The 18,263-nt window shown below is 54.6% G+C and carries 19 protein-coding genes; 3 read left to right on the top strand and 16 right to left on the bottom strand.

Annotated elements, in window-relative coordinates:
* Positions 1-19: 19 nt before the first annotated feature.
* The 10 genes from FHW17_RS17345 to FHW17_RS17390 form a co-directional block, all read right to left on the bottom strand.
* Positions 20-730, bottom strand: a complete 711-nt coding sequence (locus FHW17_RS17345) for an HAD family phosphatase (RefSeq protein ID WP_182510417.1) — start codon at positions 728-730, stop codon at positions 20-22.
* Between the two features lie 22 nt (positions 731-752).
* Complete coding sequence (gene hflX, locus FHW17_RS17350; protein WP_112526813.1) at positions 753-2,165, bottom strand: GTPase HflX; 1,413 nt, start codon at positions 2,163-2,165, stop codon at positions 753-755.
* Between the two features lie 8 nt (positions 2,166-2,173).
* On the bottom strand, positions 2,174-2,419 hold the full coding sequence (hfq, locus tag FHW17_RS17355; protein ID WP_091885912.1) for an RNA chaperone Hfq: 246 nt from the start codon (positions 2,417-2,419) through the stop codon (positions 2,174-2,176).
* 119 nt (positions 2,420-2,538) lie between these two features.
* Positions 2,539-3,405, bottom strand: a complete 867-nt coding sequence (locus FHW17_RS17360) for a D-amino-acid transaminase (protein ID WP_182510418.1) — start codon at positions 3,403-3,405, stop codon at positions 2,539-2,541.
* An 11-nt stretch (positions 3,406-3,416) separates the two neighbouring features.
* Positions 3,417-4,520, bottom strand: a complete 1,104-nt coding sequence (locus tag FHW17_RS17365) for a lactonase family protein (RefSeq protein ID WP_182510419.1) — start codon at positions 4,518-4,520, stop codon at positions 3,417-3,419.
* Positions 4,521-4,528: 8 nt separating this feature from the next.
* On the bottom strand, positions 4,529-5,293 hold the full coding sequence (locus tag FHW17_RS17370; protein WP_182510420.1) for an MBL fold metallo-hydrolase: 765 nt from the start codon (positions 5,291-5,293) through the stop codon (positions 4,529-4,531).
* A gap of 21 nt (positions 5,294-5,314) precedes the next feature.
* On the bottom strand, positions 5,315-6,691 hold the full coding sequence (gene trkA, locus FHW17_RS17375) for a Trk system potassium transporter TrkA (protein ID WP_182510421.1): 1,377 nt from the start codon (positions 6,689-6,691) through the stop codon (positions 5,315-5,317).
* The gene (locus tag FHW17_RS17380; RefSeq protein ID WP_113097135.1) at positions 6,691-7,095 is read right to left on the bottom strand and encodes a RidA family protein; all 405 of its coding nucleotides are present in this window, start codon (positions 7,093-7,095) and stop codon (positions 6,691-6,693) included. The genes trkA and FHW17_RS17380 overlap by 1 nt, the downstream gene beginning before the upstream one ends.
* Before the next feature lie 123 nt (positions 7,096-7,218).
* Positions 7,219-8,580 carry a sigma-54 dependent transcriptional regulator gene (locus tag FHW17_RS17385; protein ID WP_091885929.1) on the bottom strand — a complete coding sequence of 454 codons (1,362 nt, stop codon included), beginning with the start codon at positions 8,578-8,580 and terminating at the stop codon, positions 7,219-7,221.
* Positions 8,570-10,846 carry a PAS domain-containing sensor histidine kinase gene (locus tag FHW17_RS17390; protein WP_182510422.1) on the bottom strand — a complete coding sequence of 759 codons (2,277 nt, stop codon included), beginning with the start codon at positions 10,844-10,846 and terminating at the stop codon, positions 8,570-8,572. Before FHW17_RS17390 ends, FHW17_RS17385 begins: the two co-directional genes overlap by 11 nt.
* A 299-nt stretch (positions 10,847-11,145) precedes the next feature.
* On the opposite strand from FHW17_RS17390, the gene FHW17_RS17395 reads away from it, so the two are divergent.
* Together FHW17_RS17395 and FHW17_RS17400 are read left to right on the top strand one after the other, a co-directional pair.
* Positions 11,146-11,559 carry a DUF2147 domain-containing protein gene (locus tag FHW17_RS17395; protein WP_091885934.1) on the top strand — a complete coding sequence of 138 codons (414 nt, stop codon included), beginning with the start codon at positions 11,146-11,148 and terminating at the stop codon, positions 11,557-11,559.
* 24 nt (positions 11,560-11,583) lie between these two features.
* Positions 11,584-11,868 (top strand): hypothetical protein, encoded by a 285-nt coding sequence (locus tag FHW17_RS17400; protein ID WP_112526829.1) that lies wholly within the window; start codon positions 11,584-11,586, stop codon positions 11,866-11,868.
* Positions 11,869-11,883: 15 nt separating this feature from the next.
* Here the strand turns inward: FHW17_RS17400 and FHW17_RS17405 are convergent, their stop codons facing one another.
* The 4 genes from FHW17_RS17405 to FHW17_RS17420 form a co-directional block, all read right to left on the bottom strand.
* Positions 11,884-12,237 (bottom strand): DUF1428 family protein, encoded by a 354-nt coding sequence (locus FHW17_RS17405; protein WP_113097133.1) that lies wholly within the window; start codon positions 12,235-12,237, stop codon positions 11,884-11,886.
* Positions 12,238-12,409: 172 nt separating this feature from the next.
* Positions 12,410-13,339: a substrate-binding domain-containing protein gene (locus FHW17_RS17410; protein WP_246706898.1), complete on the bottom strand. Its 930-nt coding sequence runs from the start codon at positions 13,337-13,339 to the stop codon at positions 12,410-12,412.
* 82 nt (positions 13,340-13,421) lie between these two features.
* Entirely contained in the window at positions 13,422-14,702 is a 1,281-nt protein-coding gene (locus tag FHW17_RS17415) for an ABC transporter permease (RefSeq protein ID WP_182510508.1), read from the bottom strand.
* Positions 14,703-14,743: 41 nt separating this feature from the next.
* Positions 14,744-16,300, bottom strand: a complete 1,557-nt coding sequence (locus tag FHW17_RS17420) for a sugar ABC transporter ATP-binding protein (protein WP_246706887.1) — start codon at positions 16,298-16,300, stop codon at positions 14,744-14,746.
* Positions 16,301-16,436: 136 nt separating this feature from the next.
* On the opposite strand from FHW17_RS17420, the gene FHW17_RS17425 reads away from it, so the two are divergent.
* Complete coding sequence (locus FHW17_RS17425; RefSeq protein WP_182510424.1) at positions 16,437-17,141, top strand: GntR family transcriptional regulator; 705 nt, start codon at positions 16,437-16,439, stop codon at positions 17,139-17,141.
* A 9-nt stretch (positions 17,142-17,150) separates the two neighbouring features.
* Here the strand turns inward: FHW17_RS17425 and FHW17_RS17430 are convergent, their stop codons facing one another.
* Both FHW17_RS17430 and FHW17_RS17435 read right to left on the bottom strand, forming a co-directional pair.
* Positions 17,151-17,726 carry a DUF1349 domain-containing protein gene (locus FHW17_RS17430; RefSeq protein WP_182510425.1) on the bottom strand — a complete coding sequence of 192 codons (576 nt, stop codon included), beginning with the start codon at positions 17,724-17,726 and terminating at the stop codon, positions 17,151-17,153.
* A 116-nt stretch (positions 17,727-17,842) separates the two neighbouring features.
* Complete coding sequence (locus tag FHW17_RS17435; protein ID WP_112526839.1) at positions 17,843-18,136, bottom strand: hypothetical protein; 294 nt, start codon at positions 18,134-18,136, stop codon at positions 17,843-17,845.
* Between the last annotated feature and the right edge of the window lie 127 nt (positions 18,137-18,263).

Below are 18,263 nucleotides of genomic sequence, written 5' to 3' on the forward strand. Positions count from 1 at the left end.
GCGTCAAGGCCAGCATTGATTACATACGAGCAGACAACTGTTCGATGAACAGCTCGTGTCCCGGTTTGCACGAGAGTGTCAAAACGCCGGGACCGCCCGGCTGTACTTCCACACCCTCGAAGTCGGGGATGACGATCTTTGCACCGCTGCGCATTAATTCTTCACCGCCAATGCCAACACAATATGCACCGGCTGTTACTGCCGATGTGACACCGCTGATAGCGTCCTCGAATACCATTGTTCTGGAGGCCGGAATGCCCAGCCGTTCAGCCGCAAGCAGATAAGGATCGGGATATGGCTTGCCGCGCACCAGATCATCGCGCTGAACAATCACTGAGAACAGCGACTGTGCATGGAGCAATTCAAGCACGCGATCGATTTTATACTGCCATCCACTGGTCACAACACCAATCGTGATCCCGGCGGCAGCGAGGCGGGCAATGGTCCGCTCAACGCCCGGGATGGGCTCGTAATCGGCAGTGTTCTCTATGTGGATGACGTGCGCCTGAATCTTCTCCTGGTCGGAGCGTGGTAGATCATGAAACAGCGTACGGATGGTGTGCGGTCCGAGCTGACCATGGATGTGGTTGTGGATATCGTCCTCGGTGATCTGGCGTCCGTAAAGCTGTGCGGCTTCGCGCCATGCATGTTCAATGACGGCTCTGGAATCAACCAGAACGCCATCCATATCGAACAAAACCGCCGATATCCTCACCGCAGTTTCACTCATTCCACCCTCATTTATTATGGGTTTAACTGTTGTTCCGGCGCAATAATTTCTCGTCGAGATTGGCGTGAGATGCGACAGTCATATCCATGGTGAGTGCAACAGAACCGTCGTCCAGATCCTTGCGCTTCACATTGCTGGAATGCTGGTAAATCCAGTCCATCAGGCGCATCTGGTCGGGCCGCAGGGTGATCTTGACATGCTCAAGCTTGCCGGCAATGCGGTTCTCGATTTCCTTGAGCAGAGCATCGACGCCCTCACCTGTGATTGCCGATACTGGAATGGGATGTTCAATGCCCTTGACCGCAGCGCTGAGACGCTGTGCGGACTCGCGGCCCGCCTCATCGAGTTTGTCGATCTTGTTCCACACTTCAAGAATGCGTTTTGTATCGCCGCGCTCAATGCCAAGGCTGGTCATGATTGCATGCACATCTTCCGACTGTGCGGCGGTATCCGGATCGGAAATATCTCTGATATGCAGGATAAGATCGGCTTCCACCACCTCTTCCAGCGTCGCCCGGAAAGCAGCGACGAGGTGCGTCGGAAGGCTGGAGATGAAACCCACCGTATCGGACAGGATAATCGTCTCACCATGTTCCAGCCGGATACGGCGCAGCGTCGGGTCAAGCGTGGCGAAGAGCATATCTTCAGCCACAACCCCTGCTCCGGTCAGCCGGTTGAACAGTGTTGATTTGCCCGCATTGGTATAGCCAACAAGCGCCACAACCGGATGCGGCACTTTTTTGCGCTTGCTCCGGTGCAATGTGCGTGTCTGTACCACTGTTTCCAGCTCGCGCTTGATGCGCAGGATCTTTTCCTGCAAGGCGCGTCTGTCGGCCTCAATCTGCGTTTCACCCGGACCGCCGAGGAAGCCGCCACCGCCGCGCTGGCGTTCAAGGTGGGTCCAACTGCGAACCAGACGGCCCTTCTGATAGGTCAGATGGGCAAGTTCCACCTGCAAGGCGCCCTCTTTCGTCTGCGCGCGCCGCCCGAAAATTTCAAGAATGAGCCCGGTTCTGTCGAGAACCTTGGCATTCCATGCTTTTTCGAGATTACGTTGCTGTACCGGCGTCAGCGAATGATCAACGATCACCAATTCCGCGTGGGAGGCTTCGATGATCTCGTGGATGGTTTCGACTTTGCCAGTGCCCAGCAAAGTGGCTGGACGCGGAGCCGAAACCTGCACGATGTCAGAATGAACAATATCCAGATCAATGGCACGCGCCAACCCTTCAGCCTCTTCCAGCCGCGCATCGTCGCTGCGCTGGAATTCCGGCTGGTGCTTCATGCGGCCATGGTCATCGTCCTTACCGCCCACGGAAAAGCGTTGCGGCAAAACCGGTACAATGACGATTGCGCGCGTGGCTTCTCTGGCGGTCTCACCATTATTGGTGGTTCCGCCAGGATTTTGCGCGTTACGCCGTGTTTCTTTGGTCAAATGTTATCTCAGTCGCTGTCTTCGGCCTCAGCTTCGAACATCTGGACAGGCTGGCTCGGCATAATGGTCGAGATGGCATGTTTGTAGACGAGCTGTGAATGGCCGTCGCGGCGCAACAGCACGCAGAAATTGTCGAAGGAAGTGACAATACCGGTCAGTTTGACGCCATTGATGAGGAAAATTGTCAGAGAAATCTTCTGTTTTCTGACGGAGTTCAGAAAAAGGTCCTGAAGATTCTGCGATCGTTCAGCCATTGTTTTTGTCCTTTTATGCGATCAGCAAACGTGTCTCATACAAAATTCGGCAACGGGAGCAGAAAAAACTACTCCTGCAGGAGGTGAAAAATAGCTTTGTTAGTCCCCTCATACTCCGGTTAACAGGATGGCGTTTTTTCCGCAATGTCAAAAAACGCTTCTCGTAACGAAAGTGCGATCGTTCCCGGGTGTCCATTTGCCACCGATTCGCCGTCAATCGCAACGATTGGCATGACAACTGTTGTGGCTGCCGTCATGAAAACCTCACGCGCCCGCTTGGCTTCCTCGACGGAAAAGCCGCGTTCTTCGATCTTTAGCCCGAGTTTTTTGGCCACATCGAAGATGGTTGTGCGGGTAATACCGCGTAAAATTCCGGTTTCTGCCTGTCTGGTCACCAAAACACCGTCCTTGGTGACAATCCACGCATTTGTTGCTGCGCCCTCTTTTACGGTGCCATCAGGATCAACAAACCATGCTTCCTGAGCGCCCTGCTCCTTGGCCTGCTGGCGCGCCATAACATTTGGTAAAAGGCCGATAGATTTAATGTCCACCCGCTCCCAGCGGTTCTCCGGCACGGTGATGACGTTGATGCCCTTCGCGGCCCGTGCAGCCGAGGCATTGGGATCAGTGCGTTTGGCAGTGATGACGATAGACGGCTGCGTATCAGGCGAAGGAAATACGTGGTCGCGCCTGGCAACACCGCGCGTGACCTGCAGATAAACCAGACCATTGCGGACACGATTACGCCTGACAACCTCGGCAATCACACCCTGCAGCGCCTTGCGGTTCATTGGCCAGGCTATCCGGAGTTCCGAAAGCGACCGGCCAAGCCGATCAAGATGGCGTGTCATGTCCATGATGTTGCCACGGGCAATTTCACAGACCTCGTAAACACCATCGGCAAACTGATAGCCACGGTCTTCAATATGAACACCGGCGCTGGCATGCGGGATATATTGACCGTTGACATAGGCAATGCGGGACATCGGTAGAACTCCTATTCGAACTGACCAAAGACGATGCGCATGGGTGTTGGCAGGTCGACGCGCTTGCCGGTGTCTTCCAGTGCGCCAGTTTCGATATCGCGGCTGAATACAGCGATACCGCCGCCCTTTTGATTGGCCACGAGCATGAATTTGCCCGATGGATCGATCACAAAGTTGCGCGGCCCAAGGCCCTGTGAGGCTGTCCAGCCGATCAGCGAAATACTGCCATCGGCACCAATCGCATAGCTGACAATGCTGTTGTGCCCACGGTTCGATCCATAGAGAAAGCGGCCATCGGGACTCACGGCGATCTCGGCGCAGGTATTGGTGTCCTTGAAGTCTGCCGGGATAGACGGAAGCGTCTGGCCAAGCGTCAATTCCGCGGTTTCCGGATCATAATGAAGAACTGAAACAGTACTGTTCAATTCATTGATAACGTAAGCTATTTTGCCATTCGGATGAAATGTAAGATGGCGCGGCCCTGCTCCATCGGGTAGCTGCGTGAATGGCGTTGCTGCCAGTTCAAGCTTTCCACCTTTGGCCGGAAGCTTGTAGGCCATGATCCGGTCAAGGCCGAGATCGCAGACAAATACCGTGCGGTTATCAGGGCTGACCACCGCACAATGACCGTGTTGGCGCTTGTCCGTGGGCAGGATCGCGTTCTTGCCCTCATGGATAGCGGCAGCAAAAGCTGGTTCCAGCCCACCATCAGCGCGGATTGCGAAAGCAGCTACCGCATTGCCCGGACGCTCGCCAAGATCGGCGACGGTATAGTTTGAAGCAAAGATGGTTTCGCCCAACTGGTCAAAGCCGAGATGGCAGGTCGTATTGCCGAGCGTCGGCTGCATATTGATATAGGACAGCGCGCCCGTTGCCGGGTTGATATCAAAAGCAACGGCCATGCCCTCGTTCCAGCTGGGAATTTCAACGGCTGCATAAAGACGTTTGCGCTTCTCATCAATGGCCAGATAGCCCGGATTGTCGATGGCGAGATACTCGCTGACGAGTGTGAGATCACCGGTTTTGTCATCAAAACTGAAGACGCTGATACCCTTTCCCTCATCGGGCAAAGCATTGCGATTCAGGTTGCCGACAAAAGCGTAAGTCTTTGACATGATTGGTCTCATGAGTTGGGGGCTGTGAGATGGAGGGTTTCTCCATCGAAAGGAATGATCAGCTTATGGGAATCGATATTCTGCGCCTGCGCATAAGCCTTGAGATCGTCGCGGGTGACCGTCGCGTGGTCAAGAGCTTCCATGTGCGTTGCGATGATTTTTGTCTTCTGCGGAGCAATCCGGCAAACCTCGACGGTCTGCTCGGCATCCATGACAATCAGAACGCCATCCCACTTGGCACCGCAGGAATGGGTAACGACAATATCAGGCTGTGTTGTCTCGATGGTTTGACGCACCGGCGGATAGAGGATTGTGTCACCTGCCCAGTAGATGGAGGGCTCGTTCTCCGCTTCGATCGTGAAGCCGATTACATTGCCCATGAGCTTGAGCACTTCCCCGGTGCCATGATTGCCGTCCCGGTGTGTCAGGCGAATGTTCTTCCACCTGATATCGGCGGTCAGCGGCGTGACATCCGTAAAACCAAAGGAGCGGATCGTGTCTTCGTCGCCCGGCTGGCAAATCAGGGGCAAATGCTTGGGAACCAGCTCCTGCGCCACAGGATCAAAATGATCCGCATGCAGATGTGAAACGAGAACAAGCTCGACACCTTCCAAGATTTCGTCTGTTGATACCGGAAGATCGGTCATCGGATTGGGCGAACGGCCTGTGAATGACGGACGGCTGTGTTTTGGTGCGAAGAACGGATCAATCAGGATCGTGGAACCGGCATAGTCAAGTTTTAGCGTGGCATTGCGAAGGAGTTGCAGTTTCATTTGTGCGCTTCTTTCTGCTGATCAGAAGAATTCAAGGCTGACGCGGAACATCTGCTCGACCTGTTTGACGGCTTCCGCAGTTGCGAAAATAACCACCCGGTCCTGCGGCTTGATGCGAACAGAACCATCGGGCCGGATCACCTCACCATTGCGATAGATCGCGCCGATACGCAGGCCATCGGGTAAATCGAGATCGCGTAAGGGGGCGCCGACGAGCGGTGAGGTTTCGAGCGCCTCTGCTTCGATAATCTCCGCCCGGCCCTTCTGGACACTGTGTACGGCCCGGATACGGCCCCGGCGCACATGTTGAAGCACACGCGAAATCGTGACGCTGCGCGGGCTGATATGGGCATCGATACCCAAAGATTTGCTCAGGTCCAGATAATCCGGGTTGTTGATAAGGACTAGGCTGGATTTGCAGCCAAGGCGCTTGGCCATGACGCCCGCCAGCATATTGACCTGATCATCATTGGTCAGCGCCACCAGAAGGTCCGCATCCTGAATTTCCGCTTCAAGCAGAAGTTTCTGGTCCAGCGCGCTGCCGTGCAGCACCATGGAACGGCGCAGACCATCGGCAATGGCATTGGCACGCGTCAGATTGGGCTCAATCAGCTTGACTTTGGTCTTGGGCTGTTTTGCCTCAATGGTCTGGGCAACATAGAGACCGACATTGCCACCGCCCGCTATAACGATGCGTGTGGCTTCAGGCTCCTCATGTCCGAACAAGGCCAGCGTGCGGCGCACCTGCGCTTTGGTCGTCGCCACATAGGCTATATCACCCGCAAAAAGCTGATCGACCGAACGCGGAATGAACAATTTGTCGTTGCGGATGATCGCCATGACCGTTGAAGGCAGATCGGGAAAAAGATCGCTCAGCTGGATCAGCGGCGTATTGATGACGGGACAGTCTTCCAGACACTCAATTGCCATCACCACAATATTCTCGTCGGCAAAGCGCACGACATCGCTCACACCAGGCAAGGCGATACGGCGCAGCACCATTTCACCCACCTCAAGTTCAGGGGAAATGATGACGTCAATGGGCATATGATCGCGGGAAAACAGATCCTGATAATGCGGCTGCAGATAGGCCTGCGCGCGGATACGGGCAATTTTGGTCGGTACGTTGAACAGGGCGTGCGCGACTTCGCAGGCAACGATATTGACCTCGTCATAGAGCGTAGCCGCGATGATCATATCCGCCTGTTCGGCACCGGCTGCTGCCAGAACATCCGGATGGGCGCCATGACCGACGAAACCGCGCACATCAAGCGTATCACGTATCACCTGAATAAGCTCAGCCGAGGTATCGATAACCGAAATATCATTGTCTTCGGCTGCCAGACGTTCGGCGATACCATATCCTACCTGCCCTGCGCCGCAGATGATGACACGCATCAGCCAGTCTTACCTTCGGCAATGACGGCCATCGCGTCCACTTCTATCAGAACATCGGGGTGAAACAGTGCAGCCACGCCAATCAGGCTGCTGGTTGGTGGACATTGCGTATTCACCCAACGATCACGAACAGCGCGTATCTGCGGCAACATGGCCTGATCAAAATCCCTGATATAATAGGTCAGCCGGACAATACTGCTGAAATCTGTGCCAGCTGCTTTAAGCGTTGCCTCCATATTGGCAAAGACCAGATCAAGCTGTGCGGCCACATCCTTCGTCGGAATTTTTCCCTCTGCGTCGAAAGGAACATGCCCTGAGAGCATAAGAAGCTTGCCGCCTTCGATCAGCATGGCCTGAGACAGGCCCGGTATGGACGGACCGGACGGATTGACAGGACGAAACATTCCTCACTCCCATGATAAAAGCCGATGCCGGAGAGCAAAGGCCGCCAACTTTCCCGCAAAACCGGGAGAGTCGCAACCGAATACTGCCGTGTTGAATGACGTCTTAGAGACGCATTGAACCGGTCAGACGCCGAGCGATTTCAGCTTACGATGCAATGCCGAGCGCTCCATGCCGACAAATTCCGCCGTACGGGAAATATTGCCGCCAAAGCGGTTGATCTGCGCAATGAGATATTCCTTCTCAAATCGCTCGCGTGCTTCGCGTAAGGGCAAAGCCATGATGTGCTGATCGGATTCAGTTGGAGCCTTTGGCAAGGTGTCACCGATTTCCGCTGGCAAAAGATCGGCAGTAATGACCGCTTCCGGATCATCGCCGCGTGCAAGGATGATCAGCCGTTCGATATTGTTGCGCAACTGGCGGATATTGCCCGGCCAGGAGTGTGACTGCAAAACAGCCATGGCATCCGGTCCGATCTTGCGCGGCTTGATGCCGGCCTGTTCGGCAATCTGCGTCATGAAGAACTCCACAAGCGCAGGGATATCATCGCGGCGGTCAGCCAAAGGCGGAACGATAACCGGAACTACGGCCAGCCGGTGGAACAGGTCTTCGCGGAAACGGCCCTCGGCAATCATGGCTTCGAGATTCTGCGCGGTTGACGAGATGATGCGCACATCCACCTTGATGCGCTTGGTGCCGCCTACCCGCTCAAACTGCTGATCAACAAGCACGCGCAGAATCTTGTTCTGCGTTTCGCGCGGCATATCGGCAATTTCATTGAGGTACAAAATACCGCCATGGGCTTCTTCCAGCGCACCGACCTTGCGTTCGCCGCCATCGGATTCGGTGCCGAACAGCTCCACTTCCATCCGCTCCGGCGTAATGGTTGCGGCATTCAAATTGACGAATGGCCCCTTTGAGCGGGCAGAAAGGGCGTGGATAGCGCGGGCGGTGAGTTCCTTGCCTGCCCCCGATGGACCTGTAATCATGATACGGCTGTTGGTCGGTGCAACGCGCTCAATCGTCTGGCGCAGATGATTCATCGACAGTGACGTGCCGAGCAGTTCAAAACTCTCGGTGGAACGCTTGCGCAGATCCGAAACTTCGCGACGTAGCTTCGATGTCTCCAATGCCCGTTCGGCAATGAGGATCAGGCGGTCTGCCTTGAACGGCTTCTCGATAAAATCATAAGCGCCGCGGCGAATGGCTGAAACTGCGGTTTCAATATTGCCATGACCCGAAATCATCACCACGGGAATCTCCGGATGACGGATTTTGATTTCGTCCAGCAGGGCAAGGCCATCGAGACGGCTGCCCTGCATCCAGATATCGAGAAAGATCAGCCGGGGAATGCGATCATCGATCGCAGCCAAGGCGCTGTCAGCATCAGAAGCCACACGGGTTTCGTGGCCTTCATCGCTCAATATTCCTGCAACAAGCTCGCGGATGTCGACTTCATCGTCGACGACAAGAATGTCAGATGCCATTTGAATTCACCTGTTTCGCCGATTGAGTGGTATGTTCGGCTGTCTGTGTATCGGTATGGGTAGTTGGAAATACCATGCGGATCATTGCACCACGTCCGCCGTAAAAATCTTCAGGGGCGTCGTGCAATTCAATTTGACCGTCATGTTCTTCGACGATCTTTTTGACAATTGCGAGGCCAAGGCCTGTGCCCTTTTCGCGTGTTGTCATATAGGGTTCGAGCAGGCGCTGCCGATGTTCCCTTGGCAAGCCTTTGCCATTGTCGGTAACTTCGACGATCAACTTATCCCCTTCTTGCTTGGAACGGACGCGGATATGCCCCTCCCCTAGCCCTTCTTTAACAACGGATTCAATAGCTTCCGCTGCATTCTTTATCACGTTTCCGAAGGCCTGGCCGATCAATCGGCCATCAAACTGACCCACAAGCGGAACGTTGCCAAAATCCCGCTCAAAACGGATATCACTGCGGCTGACTTCCACAAGAAATGAAGCCTCGCGCAGCGCTTCGCGCAGGTCCATCGCCTTGATTTCCGGCTTGGGCATCCGGGCGAAGGATGAAAACTCATCCACCATACGGCCGATATCACCCACCTGCCGGATGATTGTTTCCGTGCATTGGTCAAAAACCTCGCGGTCTTCGGTAATCACCTTGCCGTAGCGTCGGCGGATACGTTCGGCGGAAAGCTGGATCGGTGTCAGTGGATTTTTGATTTCATGGGCAATGCGCCGCGCTACATCGGCCCAGGCCGAGGAACGCTGTGCTTCCACAAGATCAGTGATGTCATCCACCGTCACGACATAGGAATGTTCTGCGGATTCGGCGTCTTCAACCGTGACCTGAACATTGAATGTGCGGGCGCTGCCGCGGCGCGACATAGACACCTGTTCGCGATAAACCGGGCGGCCCGTGGCGTGGGCCACTTCGAAAACCAGCCCGATCTCAGGCACAAGTGCCGTCAGATTCTTGCCAACGGCGGTGACCGGATCAAGCTCGAACATGGTTTCTGCAGATCGGTTCATGATGCCGATAACGCCATCACCGTCTACGCTGATCACACCGGCGGTGACACCTGACAGCACAGCTTCCGAGAAACGGCGGCGTTCATCGATCTGGTCTTTTGCTGCTACAAGATCACGACGTTGCGTCCCAAGCTGCCGCACCATGGTGTTGAATGTTTGGGAGAGCGAGCCAACATCGCCGTCGGAACGGCGCACGGGCACGGCAACATCAAGATTGCCGGTGGCGACATCACCCGCCGCCCCGATTAGCAAGCGAATGGGACGCACGAGCCTGTCGGCCACGGCAATACCTGTCCAGATTGCCGATAAGAGCAAAGTCAGGGTGAGCCCGAAATAAAGCAGAGCAAACAGAATCTGTGTGTTAACGCCATTGGCGGCGAGCTGGCGCGCTTCCGGCGTATTGCTCTCAATCGCCCGCATGGAGTTCAGAATGTCTCCGTCTACGGGCCGGACCGTATAAAGAAACATGTCGGGTATTTGCTGCAACTTCACCACAGCACTCAGCAGATTGGTCTGTTCCGGCGGTATCAGAACCGGCCTGCCATCTTCAGCTGTCTTCAAAATGGATTTCGCCACGGGCGGGATTGTTATGCTGGTGCGTATATCGGCACGAACGGCCACGTCTCCGCTGGAACGGATGATGAAAGCACCGATCAGACCACGGCCATTCGCCTGCTGGGTGAGGAACCGCGTGAAGCTGGTGCGATCAAGATTGTAGAGCGAGCGCTGCGAATCCACATCGCTGACCATTTCCAGCGTTGTTCCCTGCAAATTGCGGGCACTTTCCTGAATATAGGAATTGGCAAGGCTGATTGAGGAATTGACGATCGTCGTTGTTCGCATCTCGAACCAACGGTCAAGTCCAAGGTCAAGCGTAACGGACGCAACGATTGCAACAAGCATGGCCGGAACGGCGGCAACAAGCGAAAACAGCACAACAAGACGCACATGCAGGCGTGCAGCGGCCTTCCCCCGGTTTCTGGCCTGGCTGATACGATAGATTTCCCGGCCGATCAGAACAATCAGCGCGAGAATCAGCACGGCATTTATACTGGTGAGGAAGAAGGAAATGTTGCTGTCAGGACGAAGCGGTGTCATTCCGGTCAGGATGAAAAACGTTATGCCGGTGGTCAAAAGCGCCAGCACAACCGTGATAACACCAATACGGGAGTAAAAACGCTGCGTGTTGCCGCCAGCGGCAGCCGTGAGCGAATTCCCGAACTGATTGACCGAATTTGATAAGAGCATCGCTTATGCCATCCCAACCACGTTGCACTCATGCAACACATTGTGGCGGAAATGCAACGCCCTGTCGTTGAAAGTTGTGCAGAATTTACTTGGAGATTCACTAGTGAACCTGATTGACGCGTTAAAAGTCGGCGGAAATTCGATGAAATAGCCCGCTGGCTTACCCTAATATTTCCGTGCGCAATCCAAATTGTATGAATTTCAGAGAAAGAAAAGGCAGGCGTAATGCTCGCGTCAAAATTTAGCCGGAGTATTAATGCACGGGTAGGAAATATCGTTTTGCATTCAGGAGATACTCGTTGTTTAACATTCAAAAATTGACCTTGTCTTTGCTTGTCGTCTCGGCGATGGCTGTGCCCGCCATGGCGCAGGCGCCCGATATAACGGGCACCTATGTCAATGATACGGGACGCACGAAGGTCCGGTTGAGCGATTGCGGTGCGGGAATTTGCGGCACGGTGATCTGGATGAGCAACCCTGTTAATGACGTCAACAACCCTGATGCGTCCAAGCGCGATCGGCCGGTTGTGGGAATACAGGCAGTCACATTGAAGCCGACGGATTCGGGAACCTATACCGGTTCTCTCTACAACACAGAAAATGGCAAAACCTATTCCGGCAAAGCCAAGCTTTCAGACAAGGGCATTCAACTGTCAGGTTGTGTGCTTGGCGGGCTTCTCTGCAAGGATTCGACCTGGCGGCGGGTTGATTAAAGCCATCATCTCCACGGATTGCCGATGCGCTCAAAACCGCTGGTGATATTCGGCGCGGCCCTTTGCCTTTTGTGCTTTCCGCTTGCCCTGTTCTTTGCCGGGATTTCTGTCATGGCATCGGATGGCGGCGTGACGCCTGAATCGCGCATGATTTTTTACGTGATGTGCGGTTGGCCGATCAGCGCGCTTGGTGGTCCTATCGGCGCAGCATTGACCCACCGCCGGATCGGCGGATGGGCCTTGCTGTGGTTTGTTCCGTGCCTGGCCTATGCCATTGCCATTCTCGGCCTGAACGTGTTTGGCCATTGACGGCAGAACCGGCTGTCAGAGTTCCATGAAGGACTGAAAGCCGCCATAGATCATGCGCTTGCCATCAAATGGCATTTCCCATTTTTCGCTGTCAAGACGAGGATCGGCCATGACCTTCTTGTTAATCTCGTCCCGCTCCGCCCGTGAATTATAGACAATCCATGAGAATACAACGACTTCGTCGTCCTTGGCCTGTACCGCACGCGGGAAGGATGTGAGTTCACCATAGGGAACATCGTCGCCAATGCATTCGACGTAGGCGAGTGCTCCATATTCTTTCCAGACGCCGCCTGCCGCATTGGCCATGGCCTTATACGCGTCGATCTTGTCCTTGGGTACGGCGAGTACAAATCCATCAACATATGACATTTTGATCTCCTCACTTGTTTCAACTGCCCTAGGACGATTGAACGGAGCACTATCCGACATCGTTCCTTCATTTTTTTAAATGTATATCGAATGCCCAATGATCTGGCGAAATCGTGCAACGGCCCGCCCAACTTTTTCGGGGTGGGCAGGCCTGTTGCGGCTTGAAGCGTGATCAGAGCCCGTTCTTCTTCAGTATCTCGGGCGCATTTTCTTTGGTGATGGTTTCAGTACCAAGGACGATTTTCTTTTCAACCTTTTCGCCAGCAAGGACCTTTAAGGCCTGCCGCAATCCCTCAGCGCCCGGTGTTGGATAAAGGAATGTGGCGGCAAGCTCGCCTTTATTGACCCACTGGACACCTTCATTCGGCAGGCCATCAACGCCAAGGAACAGAATGTTCTTTTCACGCCCCGCATCCTTGGCGGCAAGATAAGCACCGTAGGCCATGGGATCATTATGGCCATAGACCAGACTTATGTCTTCGTGGTTGCGCAGGGCTGTCGCCATGATGTTGTAGGCCTGATCCTGTTTCCAGTCGCCGGACTGTTTATCCAAAAGATAGGTAATGCCCTTTTCCGCGTCGGTATATTTGTGGAAGCCGTTGCTGCGATCATGGCTCGCCTGCGTGCCGAGACCGCCCCAGATTTCAACAACAGTGCCCTTGGCTTTGCCCTTGCCGCCAAGCAATTCCACCGCATGTTGCCCGGCGGCTTCACCGATGACGACGTTATCGCCGCCAATCCACTGGGTGAACTTGTCCGTATCCACATTGCGATCAAGTACGATCACTGGAATACCGGCATCCATGGCCTTTTCCACAACGCCGGTCAGGCCAGCGGATTCCTTTGGCGAAATCAGGATAGCGTCAACCTCCTGCCGGATGAAATTCTCAACGTCTGCCACCTGTTTTTCCGTCTTGTCCTGTCCATCCGCTACAAGCAGTTCGACATTCGGGTGGTTCTTGGCCTCGGCCACCAGATCCTTGTTGAACTGGACGCGCCAAGGTTCAACGGTCGTGGTCTGGCTGAAACCGATGACGTATTTGTCTTTGGCCTCCGCGCTTGGCATGTGAAGCGCCAGTGGCGCTATGAAGGCGGTTGCCATTGCCAATTTGGCAAAATGTCTGCGTGTCAGATGCATGATTTCCTCCCTGTTATTTTCTGGCCCGATGTTCTTTGCTGTCAGTTCATTCACCCTGCCCTTGCCTGTTTTCTGGCTTGTCGGGCGCGGATTTCTTTGAAGGATTGGCTGTCATTAACTGGGAGAGGAAAAACAGCCACCCGCTGGAGCGTCGCTCCTGCAGCAACACCGCAACGATGATGATGATGCCTTTGAGCACCAGCTGCGTATTGCTGTCGATATTGTTCAGCTGCAGGATATTGCTGAGAAAACCGAAGATGAGCACGCCGACAAGTGTGCCGATCATCGAACCGCGGCCACCCATGAGGCTGGTTCCACCGATAACCACGGCGGCAATTGCATCAAGCTCCAGCCCCATGCCCGCATCGGGCTTTCCCTGCCGGTATTGCGCAACGTAAAGAATGCCTGCGAGCGCGGCGAGATAGCCCGAGATGGCGTAAACGGTGATTTTCACACGCCAGACCGGCACACCGGCAAGACGCGCGGCCTCTTCATTGCCGCCGATTGCGTAGATATAGCGTCCAAACTTCGTATATTTGAGGATCACCCAGAACAGCAGGATAATGCCTGCGAAGATCAATCCGGGCACAGGCACAAGTCCAAAGATCAATGAACGAAGGAATTCGAAATTCTCCGTGGCGTTGCTGCCTGTATAAACAGGCCAGACGGCCGTGTTCTGACCTGCAGTCAGGCGCGCAATACCAAGTCCAGCAACCATCATGGCGAGCGTCACAATGAACGGCTGTAGGCGACCGCCGACAATGACAAGGCCATTGACCATTCCCAGCATGAAACCAACCGCCGGAACCACGACCAGCACCAGCAGCACTCCGGCCTTTGCGTCGGCGCCCGATGCGACCCACCAGGCGATTGCCGCTGCGCCGATAATGGCGACGAGGGCAATAATGCGATTCAATTGCGTCTGATTATCCGTTTGCTCACCAACCGACCGGGCGCGAGCCTTTGCGATGAATAATCCCGCCCCCAGAACCACGAGAAATGCCAGAATGAAAATAGCGGGCACGCCAATCGAATAGGCTGCCGACCAGCCTTCATTGGTCAAAAGCATGGCGCAAACGACGGAACCGAGTGCAAGGACCGATCCGACGGACAGGTCAATGCCTGATATCAGGATCACCAGTGTCATGCCGACAGCGGTAATTCCCGTAACGGAAATTTGCCTGAAAACATCGGACAGGTTGCCATAGGACAGGAAAATATTGTGCCCTTTGGACGAAACGGGCGACGACAGGACGCCTACCAGAAACAGCAGTACCAATCCCCAATAAAGCTTGGTTGCGTTGAGGACGCTTTTCATGCGGCCCAGATTGCGTTGGGATGACTGCATGGCCTGCTCGCTTGTCTGTGTCATGCCGCGTCCCTCGAAAGGGCTGTTCCCAAGGGCGTTGCCAGCTCCATCACCCGCTCTTCGGAAAATTCGGTATTGTCGATGATGCCGGTGGCCTTGCCTTCACACATTACGAGGATACGACTGGAAAGTGCGAGAAGCTCTGGCAATTCCGAACTCACCATGATGATGGCTACACCTGAGAGCGCGAGTTTCTTCAAAAGGTCGTAGATTTCGTCTTTCGCGCCTACATCGATGCCGCGGGTTGGTTCATCCAGCAGCACGACGCTTGGCCGGGTTTCCAGCCATTTACCCAGCACGACTTTCTGCTGGTTGCCACCGCTTAACTGATCAATCTTTTGATCCGGACCATCGCAACGCACATGCATCGATTTTATCACCCGGTTTGCAACGGGATTTTCACGCCGCCGGTTGATCCAGCCAAGCGCTGCGAGCCATGGCAGTGAAGGCAACACGGCGTTTGACCGGATATCAGCATCCATCAACAGGCCGGTTCCCTTTCGGTCTTCAGTCAGGAAAGCAATACCCTTGGTCACTGAACGTCGAGGCGTCAGCGAGCGGGCGTTGAGATGCGCACCACCACGGATGACTGTGCCAAAACGCTCACCGGTGGCGGCTCCGAAAATGAGTTCGAGCACTTCTGTGCGGCCCGATCCGAGCAACCCGCCAATCCCAAGGATTTCGCCCGCATGGAGATCAAAACTCACATCATCGACGACATTATGCATTCTGCCGCGTGAATTGGGGCGGCGGAGGCCGAGATTGCGTGCGCAAAGCACGACCGGTCTGTCCGTTACGTCTGCCTTCGGTTCGGGAGCGGCGAGATCCCGGCCAACCATCATGCGGATGAGATCGCGTTCGCTTAAATCCTGCGCTTTGCGTGTGGCGATAAAATTCCCGTCGCGCAGAACGGTGATCTTGTCAGCCAGTGCAAATATTTCATTCATGCGGTGCGAGATGTAGATAATGGCGACACCATTTCGAGCCAGTTCGCGCACGAAATTGGCGAGCCGCTGTGCCTCGGTTTCCGACAATGCGGAGGTTGGTTCGTCCAGTATGAGTACATCCGCATTCAGGGACAAAGCGCGCGCAATCTCCACAAGCTGCTGCTCGCCCACCCGCAAATTCTCCACATCGGCGCGTGGATCGATATCGATGCCAAATCTGCCAAGCAGTTCGGCACTCTTCTTCTCGATGCTGCTCCGATCAATAAACAAGCCTGCGATAAGAGGTTCGCGGCCAAGAAAAATATTCTCGGATACGCTGAGGCTTGGGATGAGGTTAAGTTCCTGATGGATGATGGCGATGCCGTTGCGCTCGGCTTCCTTGGGTGAAGCAAAGTCGACCTCCTGCCCGCGCACAAGCATGTCACCGCCGCTGCGACGATGCACGCCACTGAGGATTTTCACCAGCGTCGACTTGCCCGCACCGTTCTCTCCCATGACAGCATGAATCTCGCCTGGATAAATATCGAGATCGACGCTGCGCAGGGCAACAATATGGGCAAATGATTTGCTGATGCCGCGCATTGATACGATCGGCAGCTGACTATCCAAAATGTTCCTCCCAAAACATTCTTTCAAGCTAATATGTAACATGTTAGATGTTATTGGGCGGGAGTCAAATGCTTCATTCCAATGAAATGAGGTTGGGTCGAATCTTTTGAATTGGGCATTTCGGGGAGCTTGGAACGTGCAGTTGGGATCAGGCGGCAAGAACTACCGGGAACAGAAAGTTGTCGCGGTCACACGCAAGGACCAGGTCTATTCGATCCTGCGCCAGGCCATCATTTCATCGCAGCTCGCTCCGGGCGAAGCTATCCGGAAAGAGCTTGTAGCCCTGCAGCTTGGTGTATCGCGCACCCCTGTCAGCGATGCCATCAATCGTCTCGCCGATGAGGGTCTGGTGGAGATCTACCCGCAAACCGGGACGTTCGTTGCAAGATTGCGCCTCGACAAGATCGAGACCGCCCAGTTTGTGCGTATTGCGCTGGAAACGGCTGCGATCCGGCGAGCAGCGGAGCAAAGCTCGCCAGAGACGGTCATCCGTCTTCAGAACAATCTGGCGCAACAGCGTAAGGCAGCTGATTCCAGAGATTTTGAAGGCTTCTACGCGCTTGATGAGGAGCTTCACGATATGATCTGCGATGCTGCAGGTCTGGTTGGCTTGCGCGAGATCGCCTCGAAGGAGCGCAGCCAGATCGACCGGGTGCGGCGCCTCCTCCTCCATTACGAAACGCGCATGGTTGAAACCCTGAAAGAACATGAGGCGATTGTCGCTGCCATTGCTGATAAGAGCGTTGAACGCGCGGTGGCTACAATGGAAGATCATATTTCCAAAATGGGAAAAATGCTGCTGCAGTTGCAGACCAAGCGGCCGGAACTCTTCGCCAGCTAGAAGCCTGCCCTACTCCGCATGGAGATCCCGTGCAATTGCCGGGCCGACCTGCAAATCCCGAAAGGTCGCTTCAAAGCTTGCCCGCTGCGGTGAACATGCCATGATACCAACCGATGCATCTGCATTGGAAAATGGTGCAAGGCGCGCAAGCTGCCATGGTGCATCATTGATCGCAAATTGCACACGCACGGCGTCGTCATGCCGGGTAAGCCTTATATGCACATTATCGCCGGTATGGGCGCCATGCAGCGGAATAACCGACCAGTCTGAAATCCGGTTTGTCACAACGACACTGAAATGCATCAAGCCATCTGTGTATTCGATGCCAGTCTTGATCCAGTTCCCGGCGTCAATGCGAAGCATAAGCCCCGCCTGATCATAAAGCTCCTTGTAGTCACCACGTACAGTGACGCTCGCGCTGAAGTCACCGCTGACCGGTGTCAGATAGGCGTGGCCATTGTCACGCTCGAATCCATAGAATGTTCGCTGCCAGAAATCGGTGTTTTGACCCGTTGAAAGCGAGAGTTCGCGTGCATCGCCCCGAAAGGATGCGGGCTCATTGAGCCAGTGGAACAGCATGGTCATGAATATCTCTCCGCAAGCGAATCCAATCGGGATATGGCGCAAACGGGTAATAGCAGATTGTCACGCGCGCAAAAACTGTGCCGCCAGCAGTGCAATCCTGCTTTTAAACAGGTGTTTTACGAGTGGAGTGTTTCAGGGCGTTTGTTAGTTGGTGTAAAACGAAAGGGTTGCTGAAAATACCCCTTCTCCGCCAGAACATTCAGTTCGCGATTTGCCGCCATCACCGCCAGTTCATCAACATCGTGGACGCCGCTTTCATAGATGGCGATCACGATCTTGGCGAGCTGGTTGCAACGCACATGGGTTTTCGGGCAGCGATCCAGCATCTTTGATGCCCGGTCATGGGCGTGCTGCATGATATCCCAATCCGTGGTGGAGTGGATGCGTTGGTCCCTGCTTGAAAAAGGCATGACACACTCCCTGATATGGCTAAGTCGTTTGCTGTGCCGCTATTGTAGCCAAGACTGGCAGATAAGATTTGCGGGGCTGAAATTCAGTAGATTCCTCTTTGCCTGGTATGGCAAATCACACTCTTTG

It is taken from the genome of Phyllobacterium sp. P30BS-XVII, assembly GCF_014138335.1.
Classification (GTDB): domain Bacteria; phylum Pseudomonadota; class Alphaproteobacteria; order Rhizobiales; family Rhizobiaceae; genus Phyllobacterium; species Phyllobacterium meliloti.

Coding starts and splice junctions, on each gene's coding strand:
- FHW17_RS17430 (WP_182510425.1), bottom strand. CDS start 17,726: ATGACCATGCTGTTCCACTGGCTCAATGAGCCCGCATCCTTTCGGGGC.
- FHW17_RS17405 (WP_113097133.1), bottom strand. CDS start 12,237: ATGTCATATGTTGATGGATTTGTACTCGCCGTACCCAAGGACAAGATC.
- hfq (WP_091885912.1), bottom strand. CDS start 2,419: ATGGCTGAACGATCGCAGAATCTTCAGGACCTTTTTCTGAACTCCGTC.
- FHW17_RS17370 (WP_182510420.1), bottom strand. CDS start 5,293: ATGAAACTGCAACTCCTTCGCAATGCCACGCTAAAACTTGACTATGCC.
- FHW17_RS17380 (WP_113097135.1), bottom strand. CDS start 7,095: ATGTTTCGTCCTGTCAATCCGTCCGGTCCGTCCATACCGGGCCTGTCT.
- FHW17_RS17435 (WP_112526839.1), bottom strand. CDS start 18,136: ATGCCTTTTTCAAGCAGGGACCAACGCATCCACTCCACCACGGATTGG.
- FHW17_RS17360 (WP_182510418.1), bottom strand. CDS start 3,405: ATGTCCCGCATTGCCTATGTCAACGGTCAATATATCCCGCATGCCAGC.
- FHW17_RS17410 (WP_246706898.1), bottom strand. CDS start 13,339: ATGGCAACCGCCTTCATAGCGCCACTGGCGCTTCACATGCCAAGCGCG.
- FHW17_RS17390 (WP_182510422.1), bottom strand. CDS start 10,846: ATGCTCTTATCAAATTCGGTCAATCAGTTCGGGAATTCGCTCACGGCT.
- FHW17_RS17345 (WP_182510417.1), bottom strand. CDS start 730: ATGAGTGAAACTGCGGTGAGGATATCGGCGGTTTTGTTCGATATGGAT.
- FHW17_RS17400 (WP_112526829.1), top strand. CDS start 11,584: ATGCGCTCAAAACCGCTGGTGATATTCGGCGCGGCCCTTTGCCTTTTG.
- FHW17_RS17365 (WP_182510419.1), bottom strand. CDS start 4,520: ATGTCAAAGACTTACGCTTTTGTCGGCAACCTGAATCGCAATGCTTTG.
- trkA (WP_182510421.1), bottom strand. CDS start 6,691: ATGCGTGTCATCATCTGCGGCGCAGGGCAGGTAGGATATGGTATCGCC.
- FHW17_RS17385 (WP_091885929.1), bottom strand. CDS start 8,580: ATGGCATCTGACATTCTTGTCGTCGACGATGAAGTCGACATCCGCGAG.